Annotated in this window: 13 protein-coding genes; 4 read left to right on the plus strand and 9 right to left on the minus strand. The window is 60.6% G+C overall.

The window, feature by feature from the left end; all coding sequences use genetic code 11:
• Positions 1-68: 68 nt before the first annotated feature.
• The 7 genes from ACR3E7_RS00885 to xdhA all read right to left on the minus strand — a co-directional run bounded on the left by ACR3E7_RS00885 (position 69) and on the right by xdhA (position 9,487).
• Entirely contained in the window at positions 69-1,142 is a 1,074-nt protein-coding gene (locus tag ACR3E7_RS00885) for a BMP family ABC transporter substrate-binding protein (RefSeq protein ID WP_170768968.1), read from the minus strand.
• Positions 1,143-1,174: 32 nt separating this feature from the next.
• Positions 1,175-2,095 (minus strand): ABC transporter permease, encoded by a 921-nt coding sequence (locus ACR3E7_RS00890; RefSeq protein ID WP_170788141.1) that lies wholly within the window; start codon positions 2,093-2,095, stop codon positions 1,175-1,177.
• A gap of 1 nt (position 2,096) precedes the next feature.
• Positions 2,097-3,179, minus strand: coding sequence for an ABC transporter permease (locus ACR3E7_RS00895; RefSeq protein ID WP_170768970.1), 1,083 nt, complete (start codon positions 3,177-3,179; stop codon positions 2,097-2,099).
• A 62-nt stretch (positions 3,180-3,241) separates the two neighbouring features.
• Positions 3,242-4,759 (minus strand): ABC transporter ATP-binding protein, encoded by a 1,518-nt coding sequence (locus ACR3E7_RS00900; protein ID WP_170768971.1) that lies wholly within the window; start codon positions 4,757-4,759, stop codon positions 3,242-3,244.
• Entirely contained in the window at positions 4,756-5,691 is a 936-nt protein-coding gene (gene xdhC, locus ACR3E7_RS00905) for a xanthine dehydrogenase accessory protein XdhC (RefSeq protein WP_480503326.1), read from the minus strand. Before xdhC ends, ACR3E7_RS00900 begins: the two co-directional genes overlap by 4 nt.
• The gene (xdhB, locus tag ACR3E7_RS00910; RefSeq protein ID WP_480503325.1) at positions 5,691-8,093 is read right to left on the minus strand and encodes a xanthine dehydrogenase molybdopterin binding subunit; all 2,403 of its coding nucleotides are present in this window, start codon (positions 8,091-8,093) and stop codon (positions 5,691-5,693) included. The genes xdhC and xdhB overlap by 1 nt, the downstream gene beginning before the upstream one ends.
• The gene (gene xdhA / locus ACR3E7_RS00915) at positions 8,090-9,487 is read right to left on the minus strand and encodes a xanthine dehydrogenase small subunit (protein WP_480503324.1); all 1,398 of its coding nucleotides are present in this window, start codon (positions 9,485-9,487) and stop codon (positions 8,090-8,092) included. Before xdhA ends, xdhB begins: the two co-directional genes overlap by 4 nt.
• 344 nt (positions 9,488-9,831) lie before the next feature.
• On the opposite strand from xdhA, the gene dnaE reads away from it, so the two are divergent.
• Positions 9,832-13,332, plus strand: coding sequence for a DNA polymerase III subunit alpha (gene dnaE / locus ACR3E7_RS00920; protein WP_480503323.1), 3,501 nt, complete (start codon positions 9,832-9,834; stop codon positions 13,330-13,332).
• 210 nt (positions 13,333-13,542) lie between these two features.
• Here dnaE and ACR3E7_RS00925 read toward each other — a convergent pair whose 3' ends face one another.
• Positions 13,543-13,737 (minus strand): SlyX family protein, encoded by a 195-nt coding sequence (locus ACR3E7_RS00925; RefSeq protein ID WP_170352274.1) that lies wholly within the window; start codon positions 13,735-13,737, stop codon positions 13,543-13,545.
• Between the two features lie 124 nt (positions 13,738-13,861).
• Between ACR3E7_RS00925 and hisS the strand changes: the two genes are divergently transcribed.
• The 3 genes from hisS to hisG are packed head-to-tail and all read left to right on the plus strand — an operon-like array spanning position 13,862 to position 17,127.
• The gene (hisS, locus tag ACR3E7_RS00930) at positions 13,862-15,349 is read left to right on the plus strand and encodes a histidine--tRNA ligase (protein ID WP_480503321.1); all 1,488 of its coding nucleotides are present in this window, start codon (positions 13,862-13,864) and stop codon (positions 15,347-15,349) included.
• A gap of 3 nt (positions 15,350-15,352) precedes the next feature.
• On the plus strand, positions 15,353-16,441 hold the full coding sequence (locus ACR3E7_RS00935; RefSeq protein WP_480503320.1) for an ATP phosphoribosyltransferase regulatory subunit: 1,089 nt from the start codon (positions 15,353-15,355) through the stop codon (positions 16,439-16,441).
• Positions 16,438-17,127 carry an ATP phosphoribosyltransferase gene (hisG, locus tag ACR3E7_RS00940; protein ID WP_480503318.1) on the plus strand — a complete coding sequence of 230 codons (690 nt, stop codon included), beginning with the start codon at positions 16,438-16,440 and terminating at the stop codon, positions 17,125-17,127. Before ACR3E7_RS00935 ends, hisG begins: the two co-directional genes overlap by 4 nt.
• Here the strand turns inward: hisG and ACR3E7_RS00945 are convergent.
• Complete coding sequence (locus tag ACR3E7_RS00945) at positions 17,124-17,555, minus strand: DUF1489 family protein (RefSeq protein ID WP_480503317.1); 432 nt, start codon at positions 17,553-17,555, stop codon at positions 17,124-17,126. The two genes, hisG and ACR3E7_RS00945, sit on opposite strands and share 4 nt — an antisense overlap.
• Between the last annotated feature and the right edge of the window lie 14 nt (positions 17,556-17,569).

The following is a 17,569-nucleotide window of genomic DNA, read 5'->3' on the forward strand; positions in this document are numbered from 1 at the left end:
ATGAATGCATGACAAGAAAAAAGCCCGCCAAACGAGGCGGGCTTTGTCTAATGCTATTCACGCGTGGCTTACTGCGGGATCTCGCCGTCCAGCCCTTCGACGTAGAAGTTCATGCCCGCCAGCGTACCGTCATCAGCGGTTTCGCCATCCGCCAGCCAGTCGCTGCCGTCCTGCTTCTTTAGCGGGCCGGTGAAGGGGTGGTATTCGCCTGCGGCCATCGCGGCTTTCAAGGCCAGCGCCTCTTCCTTTACGTCGGCAGGTACGGCGTCGGAAATCTCACCGATCTCAACCATGCCTTCTTTGATGCCGTCCCAAGTGCTTACGGTCTCCCACGAGCCATCCATGACGGCCTGCGTGCGGGCGATATAGTAAGGTGCCCAGTTGTCGATGATCGACGAAACACGCGGGAAGGGGGCGTATTCGCTCATGTCCGAGGCTTGGCCAAAAGTGACAACATTACCTGCCTCTTGCGCGGCCGCCTGCGGCGCGGTCGAGTCGGTGTGTTGCAGGATCACGTCGGCACCCTGTTCGATCAGAACGGTGGCGGCATCAGCCTCTTTCGCCGGGTCGAACCAAGTGTAGGCCCAGACGATCTTGAATTCGACATCCGGGTTCACCTTCTTGGCGTGGATATAGGCCGAGTTGATGCCACGGATCACTTCGGGGATTGGGTAGGACCCGATATAGCCGATGATGTTCGACTTGGTCATTTTGCCCGCGATGTGACCCTGCACCGCGCGGCCCTCATAGAAACGTGCCGAATATGCCGAGACGTTCGGGGCGGTCTTATAACCGGTCGCGTGTTCGAACTTCACGTTCGGGAATTTCTTGGCCACGTTGATGGTGGGGTCCATGTAGCCGAACGAGGTGGTAAAGATCAGATCTGCGCCTTCCAGCGCCATCTGGGTCATCACACGTTCAGCATCCGGGCCTTCGGGGACGGATTCAACGAACACGGTCTCGACCTTGTCGCCAAAGTGCTTTTCGACCGCCTGACGGCCTTTGTCATGCTCATATGTCCAGCCGCCATCGCCGACGGGGCCGACATAGACAAAGCCGACCTTGGTTTTGTCTTCGGCCATGGCCCCCGTGGCCAGACCCAGCGCCACGGCGGCGCTTGTCAGTAGAGTGGTGAATTTCATGTGTTACTCTCCAAGTTGGTTTTAGTTGGCCCCTAGTGCGAGGCATGGAAGGTTCGGCCCAATGCGGCAGGTGCGCTGCTCTTGTCGGCCGAAAGGATCACAAGCACAAGGATCGTGATGATGTAGGGCGACATTGCCAGATACTCGACCGGAATGGCAACGCCCGCTGCCTGCAAATTCAGCTGCAACACGGTGATACCGCCAAACAAATAGGCGCCCATCAAGGCGCGCCATGGCTTCCAACTGGCGAAGACCACCAGCGCAAGCGCAATCCAGCCGACACCGGCAGTCATGCCCTCGGTCCATTGCGGCACGCGGATCAGGCTGATGTAGGCTCCGCCCAGCCCGGCACAGGCCCCGCCGAACAGGATCGCCATAATGCGGATCTTGATGACTTTGTAGCCAAGCGCATGCGCCGCATCGTGGTTCTCGCCCACGGCGCGCAGAATTAGGCCGACGCGCGTGTATTTCAGCGTGGCCCAGACGGCGGCCGTGAGTGCGATGCCTACATAAAGGATCGGGTCATGCTGGAACAGGATCGGGCCGATCACCGGAATATCGCTGATCACCGGGATATGAATGTCGCCCATGCTGGGGGGCTTGATCCCCACATAGCTTTGTCCCAACAGGGCGCTGAAGCCCAGACCAAACAGCGTCAGAGCCAAGCCGCTGGCCACCTGATTGGCCAGTGCTACCTGCGTCAGCAGAACGAATAGCAGCGACAGCACCGCGCCGCCGATAGCGGATGCGATGAACCCCAGCCAAGGTGAGCCGGTCTCGACCGAAATCGCAAAGCCGCTGATCGCGCCGACGATCATCATGCCCTCGACGCCAAGGTTCAGAACTCCTGCTTTTTCAACGACCAGTTCTCCGATCGCGGCCAGCAGCAGGGGGGTTGCGGCCACCATTAGCGAGGCGACCAAAAGGACGGGATTGATTTCACCAAGGTCCATATCACGCTACCTCGCTACGGGCCGCACGGATGCGGAAGTTTGTTAGAAGATCAAAGGCCAGCAGGAAGAACAAAAGCATCCCCTGAAACACCTGGATGGCAGCGGCAGGCAAGCCCAGTTGGGATTGCGCGATTTCACCACCGATATAGGTCAGCGCCATCAGGAAGCCGGCCAGCAGAATGCCCACGGGATGCAGGCGGCCAAGGAAGGCCACGATGATGGCGGTAAAGCCATAGCCCACGTTAAAGTCGATGCTGACCTGACCGGCAGGGCCGGACACCTCGAACATACCCGCCAACCCGGCCAACATGCCCGACAGACCCAGGCAGAACAGGATCAGCCGTGCCGGATTGACGCCTGCGAATTTAGCTGCACGCGGGGCCTCGCCCGTCAGGCGGATATGAAAGCCCAGCATGTGTCGGTTCAACAGAACATAGGCAAAGATCACTGCAATCAGCGCCGTCACCACGCCCCAATGCATCCCCGATCCGGCAATCAGCTCGGCATTGTGGGCGCTGTCATAGGACTGCAGGTTGCGCGAGCCGGGAAAGCCGAATCCTTCGGGGTTCTTTAGCAATCCAAGCGAGACCGAGGCCAGCATCTGTTCGGCCACATAGACCAGCATCAGCGACACGAGGATTTCATTGGTGCCAAAACGTACCTTCAGAAAGGCCGGGATCATCGCCCACAGCCAGCCCCCGAACGCGCCCGCAATCACCATGATAGGAAAGATGTAGAACGCCTCCAGCGGGTAAAAGGCCAAACCCGCACCGGCGCCAAAGATGGCGCCCATGATGTACTGACCCTCGGCCCCAATGTTCCAGATCCCTGCCCGAAACCCCAGCGACAAACCGATGGCGATCAACACCAAAGGCGCGCCCTTCACCAGCAATTGCGGGCGGTAGTAGAATGCGAACTCTCCGAACAGAGGCTCCCAGAATATGGTGCCGATGGCTTCGACCGGGTTCTTGCCCAGCAGGGCGAACAGCAAACCGCCAAACACCATCGTTGCCACCACCGCGACCAGAGGGGTCGCATATGACCACGCTTTCGACGGCTGAGGCCGTTTCTCCAACACAATCATCTGCTCAAACCCCCAGGTCTTCTTCTCGTTCCAAATACGGCCGCCGGAGACGGTTCCACGGCTTACACATGCGCCACCTCCATGCCATGAGCACCGCCCATCATCAGGCCGATCTCATCGACCGTCAGACCGGTGGTTTTTCGCGGCGCACTCAGGCGGCCTTCGTTCAGCGCCGCAAAGCTGTCGGAGATCTCCATCAACTCGTCCAGATCCTGCGAAATGCAGATCACCGCTGTCCCCTTTGCCGCCAAATCCAGAATGGCCTGCCGGATGGAGGCTGCGGCGGCGGCATCCACGCCCCATGTGGGCTGGTTCACCACCAGCACATCGGGGTTTTGCAACACCTCACGCCCAATTACGAATTTCTGCAGGTTCCCACCCGACAAAGACCGCGCCGCGTTCTCGGGGCCAGGCGTGCGGACGTCAAAGGCGCTGATGATTTTCTCGGCAAAGCTTTTGGTCTCGGCCCATTTCAGGAAGCCATTATTTTCCAACCCTTCGCGGACGGATCCTGTCAGCAAGGCGTTTTCCGTCAGGCTCATATCAGGCGCTGCGGCGTGGCCCAGCCGCTCCTCGGGCGCGGTCAGCACACCGAGCTTGCGCCGCGCGGTGGGGCCCAGCTTGCCAATCGGCTGGCCGTTGAACTTGATCGCATCGGCGGCAGTCGGGATTTCGCCCGACAGCACCCCCAGCAATTCATCCTGCCCGTTGCCTGCGACGCCGCCGATGCCCAGAACCTCGCCCTTGCGGACGGTCATGTGAACATTGCGCAGCGCGGTACCGAATTCCGACGGAGACGGTACCGACAGCCCGCTGACATCCAGAGCAACTTCGCCAAAATCCCGCCCTGACCGTTCCGGTGTTTGCAGGGTCGAACCCACCATCATCTCGGCCATGTCCCGCGCCGAGGTCTCAGAGGGAACACACTCGCCCACGTTCTTGCCCAGACGCAGGATTGTCGCGTGGTCGCACAGCGTGCGGATCTCTTCCAGCTTATGCGAGATATACAGGATCGAGGTACCTTCGGCGCGTAATTTGTTCAGTGTTTCAAACAAGATATCGACCTCTTGTGGGGTCAAAACCGATGTTGGCTCGTCCATGATCAGCAGTTTGGGGTCCTGCAGCAGGCAACGGATGATCTCGACCCGCTGGCGTTCGCCTGCGGACAGGTCGCCCACCGTGCGATACGGGTCCAGCGGCAGGCCATAGGTTTCGGACACTTCGCGGATACGTGCGGCCAGATCGCCCATGGGCGGCGGGTTCTCCATTCCCAATGCGATATTCTCGGCCACGTTCAACGCGTCAAACAACGAGAAATGCTGGAACACCATCGCGATCCCATCGGCGCGGGCCGCGCGCGGTTCGGGCGGGGCGAACGGCTGGCCGCGCAGCAGCATCGTGCCGCTATCGGGTTTCACCAGCCCATAGATCATTTTTACCAGTGTGGACTTGCCTGCGCCGTTTTCGCCCAGCAGGGCGTGTACTTCGCCTTCGCCGATATCGAAGGACACCTGATCATTGGCCACGACGCCAGGATAAGCCTTGGTTAGCCCTTGCAGACTTAATAGTGGAGTGGTCACGCGCTCAGGTCCTTCTTCAACTCGGTTTGTCGGGCAGGGCGCAGAAGCTGCGCGGCGACGCCGACGGCGATCATCTGCGGGTGTTTGCCCAAGGCGGGGTCGCCGATTGGGCAAGTGATCCGACTGATCCGTTCGGGGGAATGTCCGAGGGCCGCCAGCCGCGACCGGAATCGCGCCCATTTCGTAGCGGAGCCAATCAAGCCAGCAAACCCAAAACCACGCGTCAACAGTCGATTGCACAGCTCAAGGTCCAGATTGTGCGAATATGTCAGCACAAGATGTTCAGCGTCCTGCGGGGCGTGGCGGACAAGCTCGGCAGGTTTGGCTGCTGGAACTGGTGTGACGCTCGCAGGAATATTGTCGGGAAATCGCTCAGGCCCCGTATCGACCCATGTGATCGCCAGATCGGGCAGGGGGGCCAAAACGTCGACCAGCGCCCGCCCGACATGACCCGCACCCCAAATCCAGAAGTTGCGGGTTGGTTGATGAACCGGCTCGACCATCCAGCCGTCCAGCAGTTGTGGCTCGGGCGCAATGCCCTGACCGCGCGCCTCGGCCAGCAGCCGTTTGACCGACAACGGCATGTCGCTGCCGGTCGGAGATCGCGCGATGACGGTATCGTCCAGTGCATTTACCGCTTTGTGATCATAGACTTCACTGAGCAGCGAAACCGCGCCGCCACAGCATTGACCCATGTCAGGACCCAGCGCGTGATGGGTCAGCCGCGCCGGCGTGGCCTGCGACCTTGCCGCCTCCGCAGCCTGATATTCCAACGTGCCGCCACCGATTGTGCCGCTTTGTCCGCCTTCCCAGACCAGCATGGCGGCACCGACCTCACGCGGGGACGAGCCCTTGATCACGGTGATGACCACCCGGACCACGCGTCCGTGGGTATTGACCGCCTCCCTCAAAGCCTCAAGATCAAATCCCATTAGATGCCCCCTTTCATCCGCTGGACGCCGTGCCAGACCTCTTCGGCAGTGGCGGGCGCATCCAAAGCGGGGTAAGCGTCACCGCAGGCTGCCACCGCATTCGACAGGGCCAGCCAAGCCGAGATACCCAGCATGAAGGGCGGCTCTCCCACCGCTTTCGAGCGATAGATCGTGTCCTCGCGGTTCTCGCCATCCCAGAGCGCGACATTGAAGATATCGGGCCGGTCTGAGCAGGCTGGGATTTTGTAGGTCGAGGGCGCATGCGTGCGCAGGTTACCATTTCCGTCCCAGACCAGTTCCTCGGTCGTCAGCCAGCCCGCGCCCTGGACATAGCCACCTTCTACCTGCCCGATATCCAGCGCCGGGTTCAGAGAGGCCCCCGCATCATGCAGTATATCGGTACGCAGAATACGGTTTTCGCCGGTCAGCGTGTCCACCGCGACTTCAGTGACGGACGCGCCATAGGCGAAGTAGAAGAACGGCCGCCCCCGGCCTGCGATCCGGTCCCACTCGATCTTGGGCGTTTTATAGAAGCCAGTCGCCGACAGGCTTATGCGGCCCTGATAGGCCAGAGCAGCGGCTTCGGCGAAGGTATAGCGTTCCTTGCTCACACTCACGTGGCCGTCCGCGAAGGATACGGTTGTGGGATCAGCCTGGTGCCGTTCGGCCAGATAATCGGCCATGCGGTCACGGATCGTGTCGCAGGCGGCCTTTACAGCCATCCCGTTTAGATCGCTGCCCGAGGACGCAGCTGTGGCTGACGTGTTCGGCACTTTGGCCGTGTCAGTGGCGGTGATCTTGACCATCTCAAGGGGAATACCGAACCGCGACGCGGCCACCTGCGCGACTTTCTGGAACAGGCCCTGTCCCATCTCGGTGCCGCCATGGTTCAGGTGAACCGAGCCGTCCTGATACACATGCACCAGCGCGCCCGCCTGATTGAGGTGGGTCAGCGTGAAGGAAATCCCGAATTTGACCGGCGAGAAGGCGATACCCTTCTTTATCACGCCGTTCTTCGCGTTCCACTCGGCGATGGCGGCCTTACGGGCGGCATAGTCGCTGGATGTCAGAAGTGCTTCGGTCATGCCGTGCAGTTCGAAATCGCTGACCTCCATACCGTAAGGTGTGGTGTTGCCGTCGGCGGGTAGGGGGCGAACGGGGGCATTCCCGGTTTCCACAGCACCTCGGCTGGTCAGGTCTTCGTGTGGGTCGGGGTGGCCCAGCAGTTTCGCGTGCAGCGGTTGATCGGCCACCTTATGCGCAGGCTCATAATAGTTACGGCGACGCAGTTCGACCGGGTCCAGCCCAAGCACGTGCGCGGCGTGATCCATCACGCGTTCGATCCCGACCATGCCCTGAGGGCCGCCGAACCCGCGATAGGCTGTGGCGGATTGGGTGTTGGTTTTCAGTCGATGGCTTTCAATCCGGGCATTCGGCAGCAGATAGGCATTGTCGGAATGCAGCATCGCGCGGTCAGCGACGGGCAGCGACAGGTCCTGCGCCCAGCCACAGATGACGTAATGGTGGAAGGAGACACCCTGAACATGGCCGTTCTCATCAAACCCAGCCTTGTAGGCAATGCGGAAGGCGTGGCGCTTGCCGGTGATGATCATGTCATCATCGCGGTCATAACGCATCTTGCAGGCTTTGCCGGTGGCGCGGGCGGCGATGGCGCAGGCGACGGCCAGAGCGTTGCCCTGACTTTCCTTGCCGCCGAACCCTCCGCCCATGCGGCGAGTTTCAACCCGTACGGCGTGCATGGGCACACCCAAGGCATCGGCTACTTTATGCTGAATCTCGGTCGGGTGTTGGGTCGAGCTGTGGACCAGCATGTCCGCGCCTTCATTCGGCAAGGCCAGAGCGGCCTGGCCTTCCAAATAGAAATGTTCCTGCCCGCCGAGTTCAAAGGAACCTTCGATCACGTGGGGGGCCGACGCGATCGCCACGTCCGCATCGCCCTTGGCATAGATGCGGGGGCCGTCCTCGAACCGGCTGTCAGCGGCCAGAGCCTGTTCGATGGTCAGGATCGGGGTGTCTTCGGCATAGTCAATCTTGCCCAGCCGTGCAGCCTTGCGAGCGGCCAGATGGCTGGTCGCCACCACCAGAAACACGGGCTGGCCGATATAATGAACCGTGCCGTCCGACAGCAGCGGCTCATCATGGATCGAGGGCGAGACATCATTGGCAAAAGGCAGATCATCCGCCGTCATCACTTGCACCACACCCTTGGCGGCTTTTACTGCCGACAGGTCCATCGTGGTGATCGTGCCTTTGGCAATCGGGCTGAGGCCAAAGGCCAGATGCAGCGTGCCCCTGGGCGTTGGGATGTCATCCACATAGCGCGCGGCACCTGCGACATGCAGTGGGGCTGCGTCATGGGGGAGGGGTTTAGTCACGCTCATGCCGTCACCTTGAGTACGTCGGTCACTTCGCCCTGATCTTCAAGGAAATACCGCTCCAGCATCGCTTTGGCGGTTTCCAGACGATAGGTGGCCGAGGCGCGCATATCCGTGAGTGGTTGGTAATCGTCAGCAAAGGCGGGCAGCGCGGCCTGAATGGTCGCAGCGGTCCAGGGTTTGCCGATCAATGCGGCCTCGACATGGGTGGCCCGCTTCGGAGTGCCCGCCATGCCGCCAAACGCGATCCGCGCCTGGGTGACGGTGTCGTCTGTGACGGTGATGTTGAAACAGCCGCAGACGGCTGAAATGTCCTGATCGAACCGTTTGCTGAGTTTGTAGGTTTTCAGCCGGTCCGGTTGGCGGGGGAAGCTGACGGCTTCGACGAATTCTCCGGGCGCGCGGTCTTGTTTGCCGTAGTCGATGAAGAAATCTTCCAACGGGATCTGACGGCGAGTGTCGCCTTTGCGCAGATGCAGGGTTGCACCCAATGCGATCAGGGCGGGCGGGTTGTCTCCGATCGGTGAGCCATTGGCGATATTGCCGCCCACGGTTGCGGCGTGGCGGACCTGAACGCTGGCATAACGCCGGATCATCTCGGTGTAAGAGGGATGGAGGTCTGTCAACGTGTCGCACATGCGGTTCATGTCGACCATGGCGCCGATGTGGACTTCGTCATTGGTGATGGCGATGTTTTTCAGGTCGTCGCAGCGGCTCAGGAAGATGACCGGATCCAGGTCGCGCAGTTGTTTTGTGACCCAGAGGCCCACATCGGTTGCGCCCGCGATGAGCGTGGCGTTGGGATTTTGTGCATAGATCGCGGCCAGTTCGTCGGATGAGGTGGGGAGCAAGGGGGGCTCCGCCCCCCGGCCTGCGGCCTCCCCCCGAGGTATTTTTGAACAAGAGAAGGATTGGTCGTCATTAACCCATGCTGGGACTGGCTGGGATTCGGCGGCTTGGGCCGCGCGGATGATGGGGGCGTAGCCAGTGCAACGGCAGAGATTACCCGCAAGCTGGGTGTCGTGGTCGGTGATGCCATTGGTGTGGCCCGCGACCATCGACATGACAAAGCCGGGGGTGCAAAAGCCACATTGTGAACCGTGTAGGTCGATCATGGCCTGTTGCACGGGGTGAGCCTGCTGGTCGGGGCCGTTTGCGCCCTCGATGGTGCGGATGGCTTTGCCGTGTAGTTGTGGCAGGAATAGGATGCAGGCATTCAGTGCTTTGCTGGAACCTTCATCCGTGACCATGACGGTGCAGGCCCCGCAGTCACCTTCGTTGCAGCCTTCCTTAGTGCCGGTCAGGCCGCGATCCTCGCGCAGCCAGTCCAGCAGAGTTGCCGTCGGATTGACGTCCGCCAGCTCCACTGTCTCTCCGTTCAGAAGAAACGTGATGTTCATTCGAGAAACCCGTCGCCTTACCCGGTTGCGCCCTTCGGTGCCCTTCTTCGATGCGACGTAGAAAAAGGGGCGGGCAGAGTGCTTGCCGTCAGATGTTAGAAACAGCGCGCCTTATCTGGCAAGAAAAACTGATTATGTGATGCACCATTGGACCTGAACGATCTGCGATTTTCGCCGTTGTCTAGACATCAGTTGTCTGTAAATAAAGCGCTTTTTGCAGATCGGGTCCAATTGCGGCCGAAGCACCTTCTGAAAAATCCGAATAATAGGTGTTGATTTTTTAGGCATCTCAAAGCGGCGGTTCCTGCTTTTGCCGCGTCGCTGGCTGGGATAGCGTAGCGGGTATGAGCAGTATTCCTCGATTCATTCACCTACGTGTTCACACCGAATATTCTCTGCTGGAAGGCGCTGTGCGGCTGAAGAAGCTGCCCGCTTTGTGCGAGAATATGGACATGCCCGCTGTTGCGGTGACGGACACCAATTCTATGTTCTCGGCTTTGGAGTTTTCCGTGACTGCCAGCGGCGCTGGGGTGCAGCCGATCATGGGGTGTCAGGTTGATCTGACCTATGTGCAGCCGCAGCCAGGCGAGAAGCCCAAAGCTCCTGCGCCGCTGGTGCTGCTGGCGCAGTCCGAGGCGGGGTATGAGAACCTGATGAAGCTGAGTTCCTGCCTCTATGTGGACAAGGGCGGACAGTTGCCGCAGGTCACGTTGGACGAATTGGCCGAGCGCTCGGACGGGTTGATCTGTCTGACCGGCGGGCCGGATGGGCCCGTGGGGATGCTGTTGCAGCAAGGCCAGCGTCCGTCGGCGGAGGCTCTGGTGGATCGCCTGGCTGGGATGTTCCCGGACCGCCTGTATATCGAATTGCAGCGCCATCCGGGCGAAGGGGGCCAGCCCGAGGCAGAGCGTCTAACCGAACGTGGGCATGTCGAGATGGCCTATGCCAAGAATCTGCCTCTGGTCGCCACCAATGATGTCTATTTCCCGACCACCGACATGTATGAGGCGCATGATGCGCTGATCTGTATCGCCGAGGGCGCGTATGTCGACCAACAGGACGGCCGCCGCCGCCTGACCGCGCAGCATTATTTCAAGTCGCAGCAGGAAATGGTGACGCTGTTTGCCGACTTGCCTGAAGCGATTGAGAATACCGTCGAGATCGCGCGCCGGTGCGCTTTCATGGCGTATCGCCGAGATCCGATCCTGCCGAAATTTGCCGATGATGAGGTCGCCGAGCTGCGGCGTATCGCCAATGAGGGCTTGCAGAAACGTCTGACGGTGATCCCGCATGCGGTGACGCCCGAGGAATACCAGGAACGGCTGGATTTCGAACTCGGCATCATCGAGGGCATGGGCTTTCCCGGCTATTTCCTGATCGTTGCCGACTTTATCCAATGGGCCAAGGATCACGACATTCCGGTGGGGCCGGGGCGGGGGTCTGGTGCGGGCTCGCTCGTGGCCTATGCGCTGACGATCACCGACCTTGACCCGCTGCGCTATTCGCTGCTGTTTGAGCGGTTCCTGAACCCCGAGCGGGTCTCGATGCCGGACTTTGATATCGACTTCTGCATGGATCGTCGGGAAGAGGTGATCCGTTACGTTCAGCAGAAATACGGGCGCGACAAGGTGGGGCAGATCATCACCTTTGGTGCTCTGTTGTCGAAGGCCGCCGTGCGCGATATTGGGCGGGTGTTGCAGATGCCCTATGGGCAGGTGGACCGCCTGTCCAAGATGATCCCGGTGGAGGGGGTCAAGCCTGTCTCCATCGAAAAGGCCCTGAAAGACGAACCCCGCCTTCGCGAAGAGGCACGCAGCGAAGAGGTTGTGGACCGGCTTCTGACCTATGGCCAGCAGGTTGAGGGGCTGTTGCGGAATGCCTCGACCCACGCGGCGGGGGTGGTGATCGGTGATCGACCTCTGGATGCGCTGGTGCCGATCTATCAGGACCCTCGGTCCGATATGCCCGCGACCCAGTTCAACATGAAATGGGTGGAACAGGCCGGGCTGGTCAAGTTCGACTTTCTAGGTCTGAAGACTTTGACTGTGATCCAGAACGCGATGGATTTGATCTTCAAATCCGGGCGCGAACTTCATATCGCACCCGATGGCACCGAGTTGTATGAACCCGCCGAAGGCGCGGTGAATGAGATCAACGCCATCCCGCTGGATGATGAGGCGACGTACAAGCTTTATTCGGCGGCCAAAACGGTTGCGGTGTTTCAGGTGGAATCCTCGGGCATGATGGATGCGCTCAAGCGCATGAAGCCGGACTGTATCGAGGATATTATTGCCCTTGTGGCGCTCTACCGTCCGGGTCCGATGGAGAACATTCCCAAGTTCTGCGAGGTTAAGAACGGGCTCAGTAAGCGGGACAAGCTGCACCCGTCCATCGACCACATCCTGGACGAGACGCAGGGCATCATCGTCTATCAGGAACAGGTGATGCAGATCGCGCAGGAAATGGCCGGTTACAGCCTTGGCGGCGCGGACCTGTTGCGCCGCGCGATGGGTAAGAAGATTCAGGAGGCGATGGACGCTGAGCGGCCCAAGTTCCTCAAAGGGGCTGCCGAAAATGATGTCGATGAGACCAAAGCGACCGAGGTCTGGAACCTGTTGGACAAGTTTGCCAACTACGGCTTCAACAAATCCCACGCTGCGGCTTATGCGGTGGTCAGCTACCAGACCGGCTGGCTGAAGGCGAACCACCCGGTAGAGTTCATGGCGGGTGTCATGAATTGCGATATCCACCTGACCGACAAACTAGCCGTTTACTTCGAAGAGGTCCGCAAAGGGCTTGAGTTGCCCTATGTGCCCCCTTGCGTGAACCGATCTCAAGCTACCTTCGATGTGGTGAACGGAGAGCTTGTCTATGCGCTGGGCGCCTTGAAAAACGTGGGCGTTGAGGCGATGAACCTGGTGGTCGATGGTCGCGCGGAAAAGCCCTTTGTGAACCTGTTCGATTTGGCCCGCCGGGTTGATCTGAAGAAGGTCGGTAAACGCCCGCTGGAGATGATGGCGCGGGCGGGTGCGTTTGATCAGTTGGATAAGAACCGCCGCCGCGTGTTCGAAAGCCTTGATCCGCTTGTGCAGTATTCGGCGGCTATCCACGAACAAAAGAACTCGAACCAGGTGTCGCTCTTTGGTGAGGCGGGTGACGACCTGCCGGAACCGCGCCTGTCGCCCACGTCCGATTGGCTGCCTGCCGAGCGGTTGAGCGAGGAATTCAAGGCCATCGGGTTTTACCTGTCAGGCCATCCGCTGGACGACTATATGCCCGCGCTGAAACGTAAACAGGTAATGACGCTGGATGAGGTGACGGAAAAGGCGCGCTCGGGGCCCTTCATCGCGAAGATGGCCGGTGTTGTTGCTGGTCGGCAGGAACGGAAATCGGCGCGCGGCAACCGGTTTGCCTTTGCGCAGCTTTCGGACCCCAGCGGCGCGTATGAGGTCACGCTGTTTTCGGAAACGCTGGAGAAATCGCGCGAATATCTTGAAACCGGTGCGCAAGTTGTACTAACCGCCGAGGCGACGATGGAAGCTGATCAGCTGAAGCTGCTTGGCCGGTCTGTCGGCCCGGTGGATACGGTCGTGGCCGAGGCGGGTGCAACCGGCCTGCGCATCTTTGTGGATGAGGAACAGGCGCTGCCTACTGTGGCTAAAGTGCTGGAGGATGCCGCCAGCGCAGCCAAGAACGCCGCGCGCGGGCCTATCCAATTGTTGCTGATGGCCCCCGGATTGCCGGGTGAGGTCGAGATGGACTTGGGTCAGAATTTCCCGATCAACCCCCAGATCAAGGGCGCGATCAAATCGCTGGAAGGCGTGATGTCGGTCGAGGAGTTTTGAGCCCAACCCGATGGTGCCACACAGCTGTGTTGAATGCGCTTAGCTTCATGCGGTTGGAAAGCCTTTTTGCGACCATATCCTCTCTTGGACACGGATGGGCCGCGATCTCGGGGGTGACAATGCTGGCACCAGTTGCTGCCTAACCGCTGACAAAGTTACTCCGCCGGCGTAGCAGATCTTGCGGTGAAACGAGCGCTAAGGTTTCAGCCCTTAATAATGCGGTGGGCGTTCGTCGCCGAACACAACCCCGCCGGAACCTTCCTGCGCCCGTTCAGCCTCGCGCTGCAACAGCATCTCGACGCGCCGGGTCAGGCGGTCGATCTCGCTCTGTTGGGTTGTAACGACTGTGTTCAACTCTTCGACCGTGCGGGTCAGGTGGGCGATCTGCTCTTCCAGATGCTGCATGGGGCTCTCCTTTGGGCGTGGTCATAGCGGCGCTTTGACCACAACACCAGCGAAAGCGCGCCTTGCCCCGATGCGGGCCATGGGATAGACCGCGCGCGGAACATGAACCGCAAGGACGCCCCACATGGCTAAGCCCAAGAAACAGCCCCGCCCCAAGGCCGTCACGCCGAAAGGGTTCCGCGACTATTTCGGCCAGGAAGTCTCGCAGCGCACCGAGATGCTGCGGACGATTGCGGATGTCTATCATCGGTACGGGTTTGACGCTCTGGAAAGCAGCGCGGTTGAGACGGTCGAGGCGCTGGGCAAGTTCCTGCCCGACGTGGACCGCCCGAATGAGGGCGTGTTTGCGTGGCAGGAATTCGACGAAGGCGGTAATGGCGACTGGATGGCTCTGCGCTATGACCTGACCGCGCCTCTGGCCCGCGTCTACGCGCAGCACCGCAATGATCTGCCGACGCCTTATCGCCGCTATGCGATGGGTCCGGTCTGGCGCAATGAAAAGCCGGGGCCGGGGCGGTATCGTCAGTTTTATCAATGCGATGCGGATACGGTGGGCACGGCCTCGATGGCGGCAGATGCCGAGATTTGTGCGATGCTGTCGGATACGCTGGAGACCGTCGGCATTCCGCGCGGCGACTATCTGGTGCGGGTGAATAACCGCAAGGTTTTGAACGGTGTGCTGGAGGCGATGGGTCTGGGCGAAGACGCCGCCGCCCGCGACAATGTCCTGCGCACCATCGACAAGTTCGACAAGGTGGGCGAGGCCGGCGTGCGCGAGCTGCTGACCAAGGGCCGTCTGGATGCCTCGGGCGCGTTTATCGACGGTGTGGGGCTGAGCGACGATCAGGCCGAGCCGGTAATTGCCTTCCTGACCTCGAAGGCTGCGGATACCGCAGGAACACTGGCCAACCTGCGTGCTGCCGTGGGCGACAGCAAGATCGGCGCGGATGGGATTGCCGAATTGGAACATATCGGCGCTCTGCTCGATGCGGGCGGCTATGGCTCGGACCGGATCGAGATTGACCCGTCGGTCGTACGAGGCCTCGGGTACTATACCGGACCGGTTTATGAGGCCGAGTTGACCTTTGAGATTTTCGACGAGAAAGGCCGTAAGCGGCAGTTCGGTTCGGTCTCGGGCGGTGGGCGTTATGACGACCTGGTCAAGCGGTTCACAGGGCAGGAAGTGCCTGCGACCGGCGTGTCTATCGGTGTCGACCGGCTGCTGGCCGCCCTGCGCGAAAAGGGCCGGATCGCGGCGCAAGCCACAGGCCCCGTGGTTGTGACCGTGATGGACCGCGACCGTATGGCCGACTATCAGGCGATGGTGGCCGAGCTGCGTAATGCAGGTATCCGGGCCGAGGTCTATCTGGGTAACCCCAAGAACTTTGGCAATCAGCTGAAATACGCAGACAAGCGGAACTCTCCCATCGCAGTGATCGAGGGGGGCGATGAAAAAGTAAATGGGATCGTGCAGATCAAAGACCTGATCCTTGGGGCCAAGATCGCCGAAAGCGCCACGCTTGAGGAATGGAAAGAACGCCCCAGCCAGTTCGAAGTGCCGCGTGGCGATCTGGTCGCCAAGGTGCGTGAAATTCTGGACAGTCAGGACTGACCCATGCCGAACCGTTCCCAGATAAAAGCCCGCGCTGCCATGATGCGCGTGAGGTTCGAGGCCGCAGGCGCACAGGTCGTGGACCCTCCGCTGCTGCAACCGGCCGACACGCTGCTGGACCTTTATGGCGAGGATATTCGCGCGCGCGCCTACGTGACCTCGGACGCGCTGCGGGGCGAGCAGATGCTGCGCCCGGATTTCACCCTGCCCGTGGTGCAGATGCATATGTCCGACGGGGCCGAGCCCGCGCGCTATACCTATTCCGGCGAGGTCTTCCGTCGGCAAGAACATGACCCGGATCGCTCGAATGAATACATTCAGGTCGGATACGAAGTATTCGACCGCAATGATCCCGCAGGCGCGGATGCAGAAGTCTTCTCGCTGCTCGCGTTGCAATTGCGAGGGCTGCCTTTGCGCGCGGCGACCGGGGATATCGGCATCCTGACTGCCGCTGTCGAGGGCCTTAAGACCACAGACCGGCGCAAGGCGGCGCTGATGCGGCACTTGTGGCGGCCTCGTCGATTCCGGGTGCTGCTGGACCGCTTTGCCGGTCGCAAACCGGGACCTGAAGGGCGCGACAGCCTGTTGGATGCAGAAAATCCGCTGGATACGGACATCCCGATGATCAGCAAGCGCCGTGCCTCCGAGATCGAAGCGCGGATCGCTGCCTTGCGCGAAGATCGCGACACACCGCCTATCTCCGACAACGAACTGGTTGGGCTGGAAACCCTGCTGAACGTGCGTGAGACCATGCCCTTTGCGTTGGAACAGCTGCGCGACGTGGCGGTGGATCTGCCGCAGATCACTCCGGCGCTGGACCGGCTTGAGGCGCGGATTGCCTCGCTACAGGCGCGTGGCGTGGATGTGGAACGTCTGGACTTCGAGGCCGCCTATGGCCGCACCTCGATGGAATATTATGACGGGTTTGTCTTTGGCTTCTACGCTGAGGGTCGCCCCGATCTACCCCCCATCGCCACTGGCGGGCGCTATGACGCGCTGACGCGGCAGTTGGGGAACGGGGCCGAAATTCCGGCGGTGGGCGGTGTCATCCGCCCCGACCTGATGCTGGAGATCGAGGAGGACGCGCAATGAGCCTGAAACTGGGCGTGCCCTCGAAGGGCCGTTTGATGGACAAGACCTTTGGTTGGTTCGAAAAGCGCGGCATCACCCTGTCGCGTAGCGGATCGGATCGGGAATATGCTGGCAAGGTCGAGGGCATCGACGGGGTCTCTCTGATCCTGCTGTCTGCCGGGGAAATCCCGCGCGAACTGGTCGCCGGGCGCATTCATCTGGGCGTCACCGGCATTGATCTGGTGCATGAGAAACTGCCCCGCTGGGAACAACAGGTCGAGGAGATCTCGCAGCTTGGGTTTGGCAAGGCCGACCTGATCATCGCGACACCTGCTTGCTGGGTTGATGTAGACACGCTGGATGATCTGGACGCGGCTGCAGCAGCGTTTCGCAAGACCCACGGGCATCGGCTACGGATTGCCACCAAATACCACCGGTTGGTGCGCGAGTTCCTGACCGATGCGGGAGTTGCCGATTACACTCTGGTCGATAGCCAGGGCGCGACCGAGGGCACGGTGATGAATGAGACCGCCGAGGCGATTGCCGATATCACGTCTACCGGCGAGACGCTGCGGGCGAACCACCTCAAAATCCTGACCGACGGGCTGATCCTGCAATCGCAGGCGACCCTGTGGCGTAGTCGGGTGGCGAAATGTGACCCCGAGACAAAGGCCACACTGAACGCATTGCTGGATCGCCTGCGTTAAAGCACGCCGATCTCGGCAAGCGCGCGATTCAGATCGTCGGGCAAGGCATCGTCCTGTTCTCGCCCTTCCGGCAGGTCGGCAGGGGTGTCCTCGGTTTTGAGATAGCGCCAGCCTTGGAATGGGCGTTTGAGCGCGGTCTGGGTGCGATGGACCTGCGGGTCCAGAACGATGGCGCAGCGGCGAATGCCGTCTTCGCCCCGCACCTCATCCAGACGCAGGATGCGCTGACGGCATTGGATTACGCCCTTGATCACCCAATAGATTGATCCGCCATTCAAAATCTCAGCCTCGCGCTTGGGCCACATGCGGGTGACATGGCGCGGGCAGCCGTCCGCGTAAAGCGGTCTGCGACTGTCCTGCCACGCCATCAGCGTATCAACGCTTTCCGATCCGACGGACAGTTTGATGAGGTTTACGTACTTATCCACAGCTTTCCCACAGA

The organism is Ruegeria sp. BK1 (assembly GCF_056535645.1).

What these genes read in the sequence shown, in the direction of transcription:
- ACR3E7_RS00895 (WP_170768970.1), bottom strand. Translation starts at nt 3,179, where the DNA reads ATGATTGTGTTGGAGAAACGGCCTCAGCCGTCGAAAGCGTGGTCATAT.
- xdhA (WP_480503324.1), bottom strand. Translation starts at nt 9,487, where the DNA reads ATGAACATCACGTTTCTTCTGAACGGAGAGACAGTGGAGCTGGCGGAC.
- ACR3E7_RS00935 (WP_480503320.1), top strand. Translation starts at nt 15,353, where the DNA reads ATGCCGAACCGTTCCCAGATAAAAGCCCGCGCTGCCATGATGCGCGTG.
- hisS (WP_480503321.1), top strand. Translation starts at nt 13,862, where the DNA reads ATGGCTAAGCCCAAGAAACAGCCCCGCCCCAAGGCCGTCACGCCGAAA.
- xdhB (WP_480503325.1), bottom strand. Translation starts at nt 8,093, where the DNA reads ATGAGCGTGACTAAACCCCTCCCCCATGACGCAGCCCCACTGCATGTC.
- ACR3E7_RS00925 (WP_170352274.1), bottom strand. Translation starts at nt 13,737, where the DNA reads ATGCAGCATCTGGAAGAGCAGATCGCCCACCTGACCCGCACGGTCGAA.
- dnaE (WP_480503323.1), top strand. Translation starts at nt 9,832, where the DNA reads ATGAGCAGTATTCCTCGATTCATTCACCTACGTGTTCACACCGAATAT.
- ACR3E7_RS00885 (WP_170768968.1), bottom strand. Translation starts at nt 1,142, where the DNA reads ATGAAATTCACCACTCTACTGACAAGCGCCGCCGTGGCGCTGGGTCTG.
- hisG (WP_480503318.1), top strand. Translation starts at nt 16,438, where the DNA reads ATGAGCCTGAAACTGGGCGTGCCCTCGAAGGGCCGTTTGATGGACAAG.
- xdhC (WP_480503326.1), bottom strand. Translation starts at nt 5,691, where the DNA reads ATGGGATTTGATCTTGAGGCTTTGAGGGAGGCGGTCAATACCCACGGA.
- ACR3E7_RS00890 (WP_170788141.1), bottom strand. Translation starts at nt 2,095, where the DNA reads ATGGACCTTGGTGAAATCAATCCCGTCCTTTTGGTCGCCTCGCTAATG.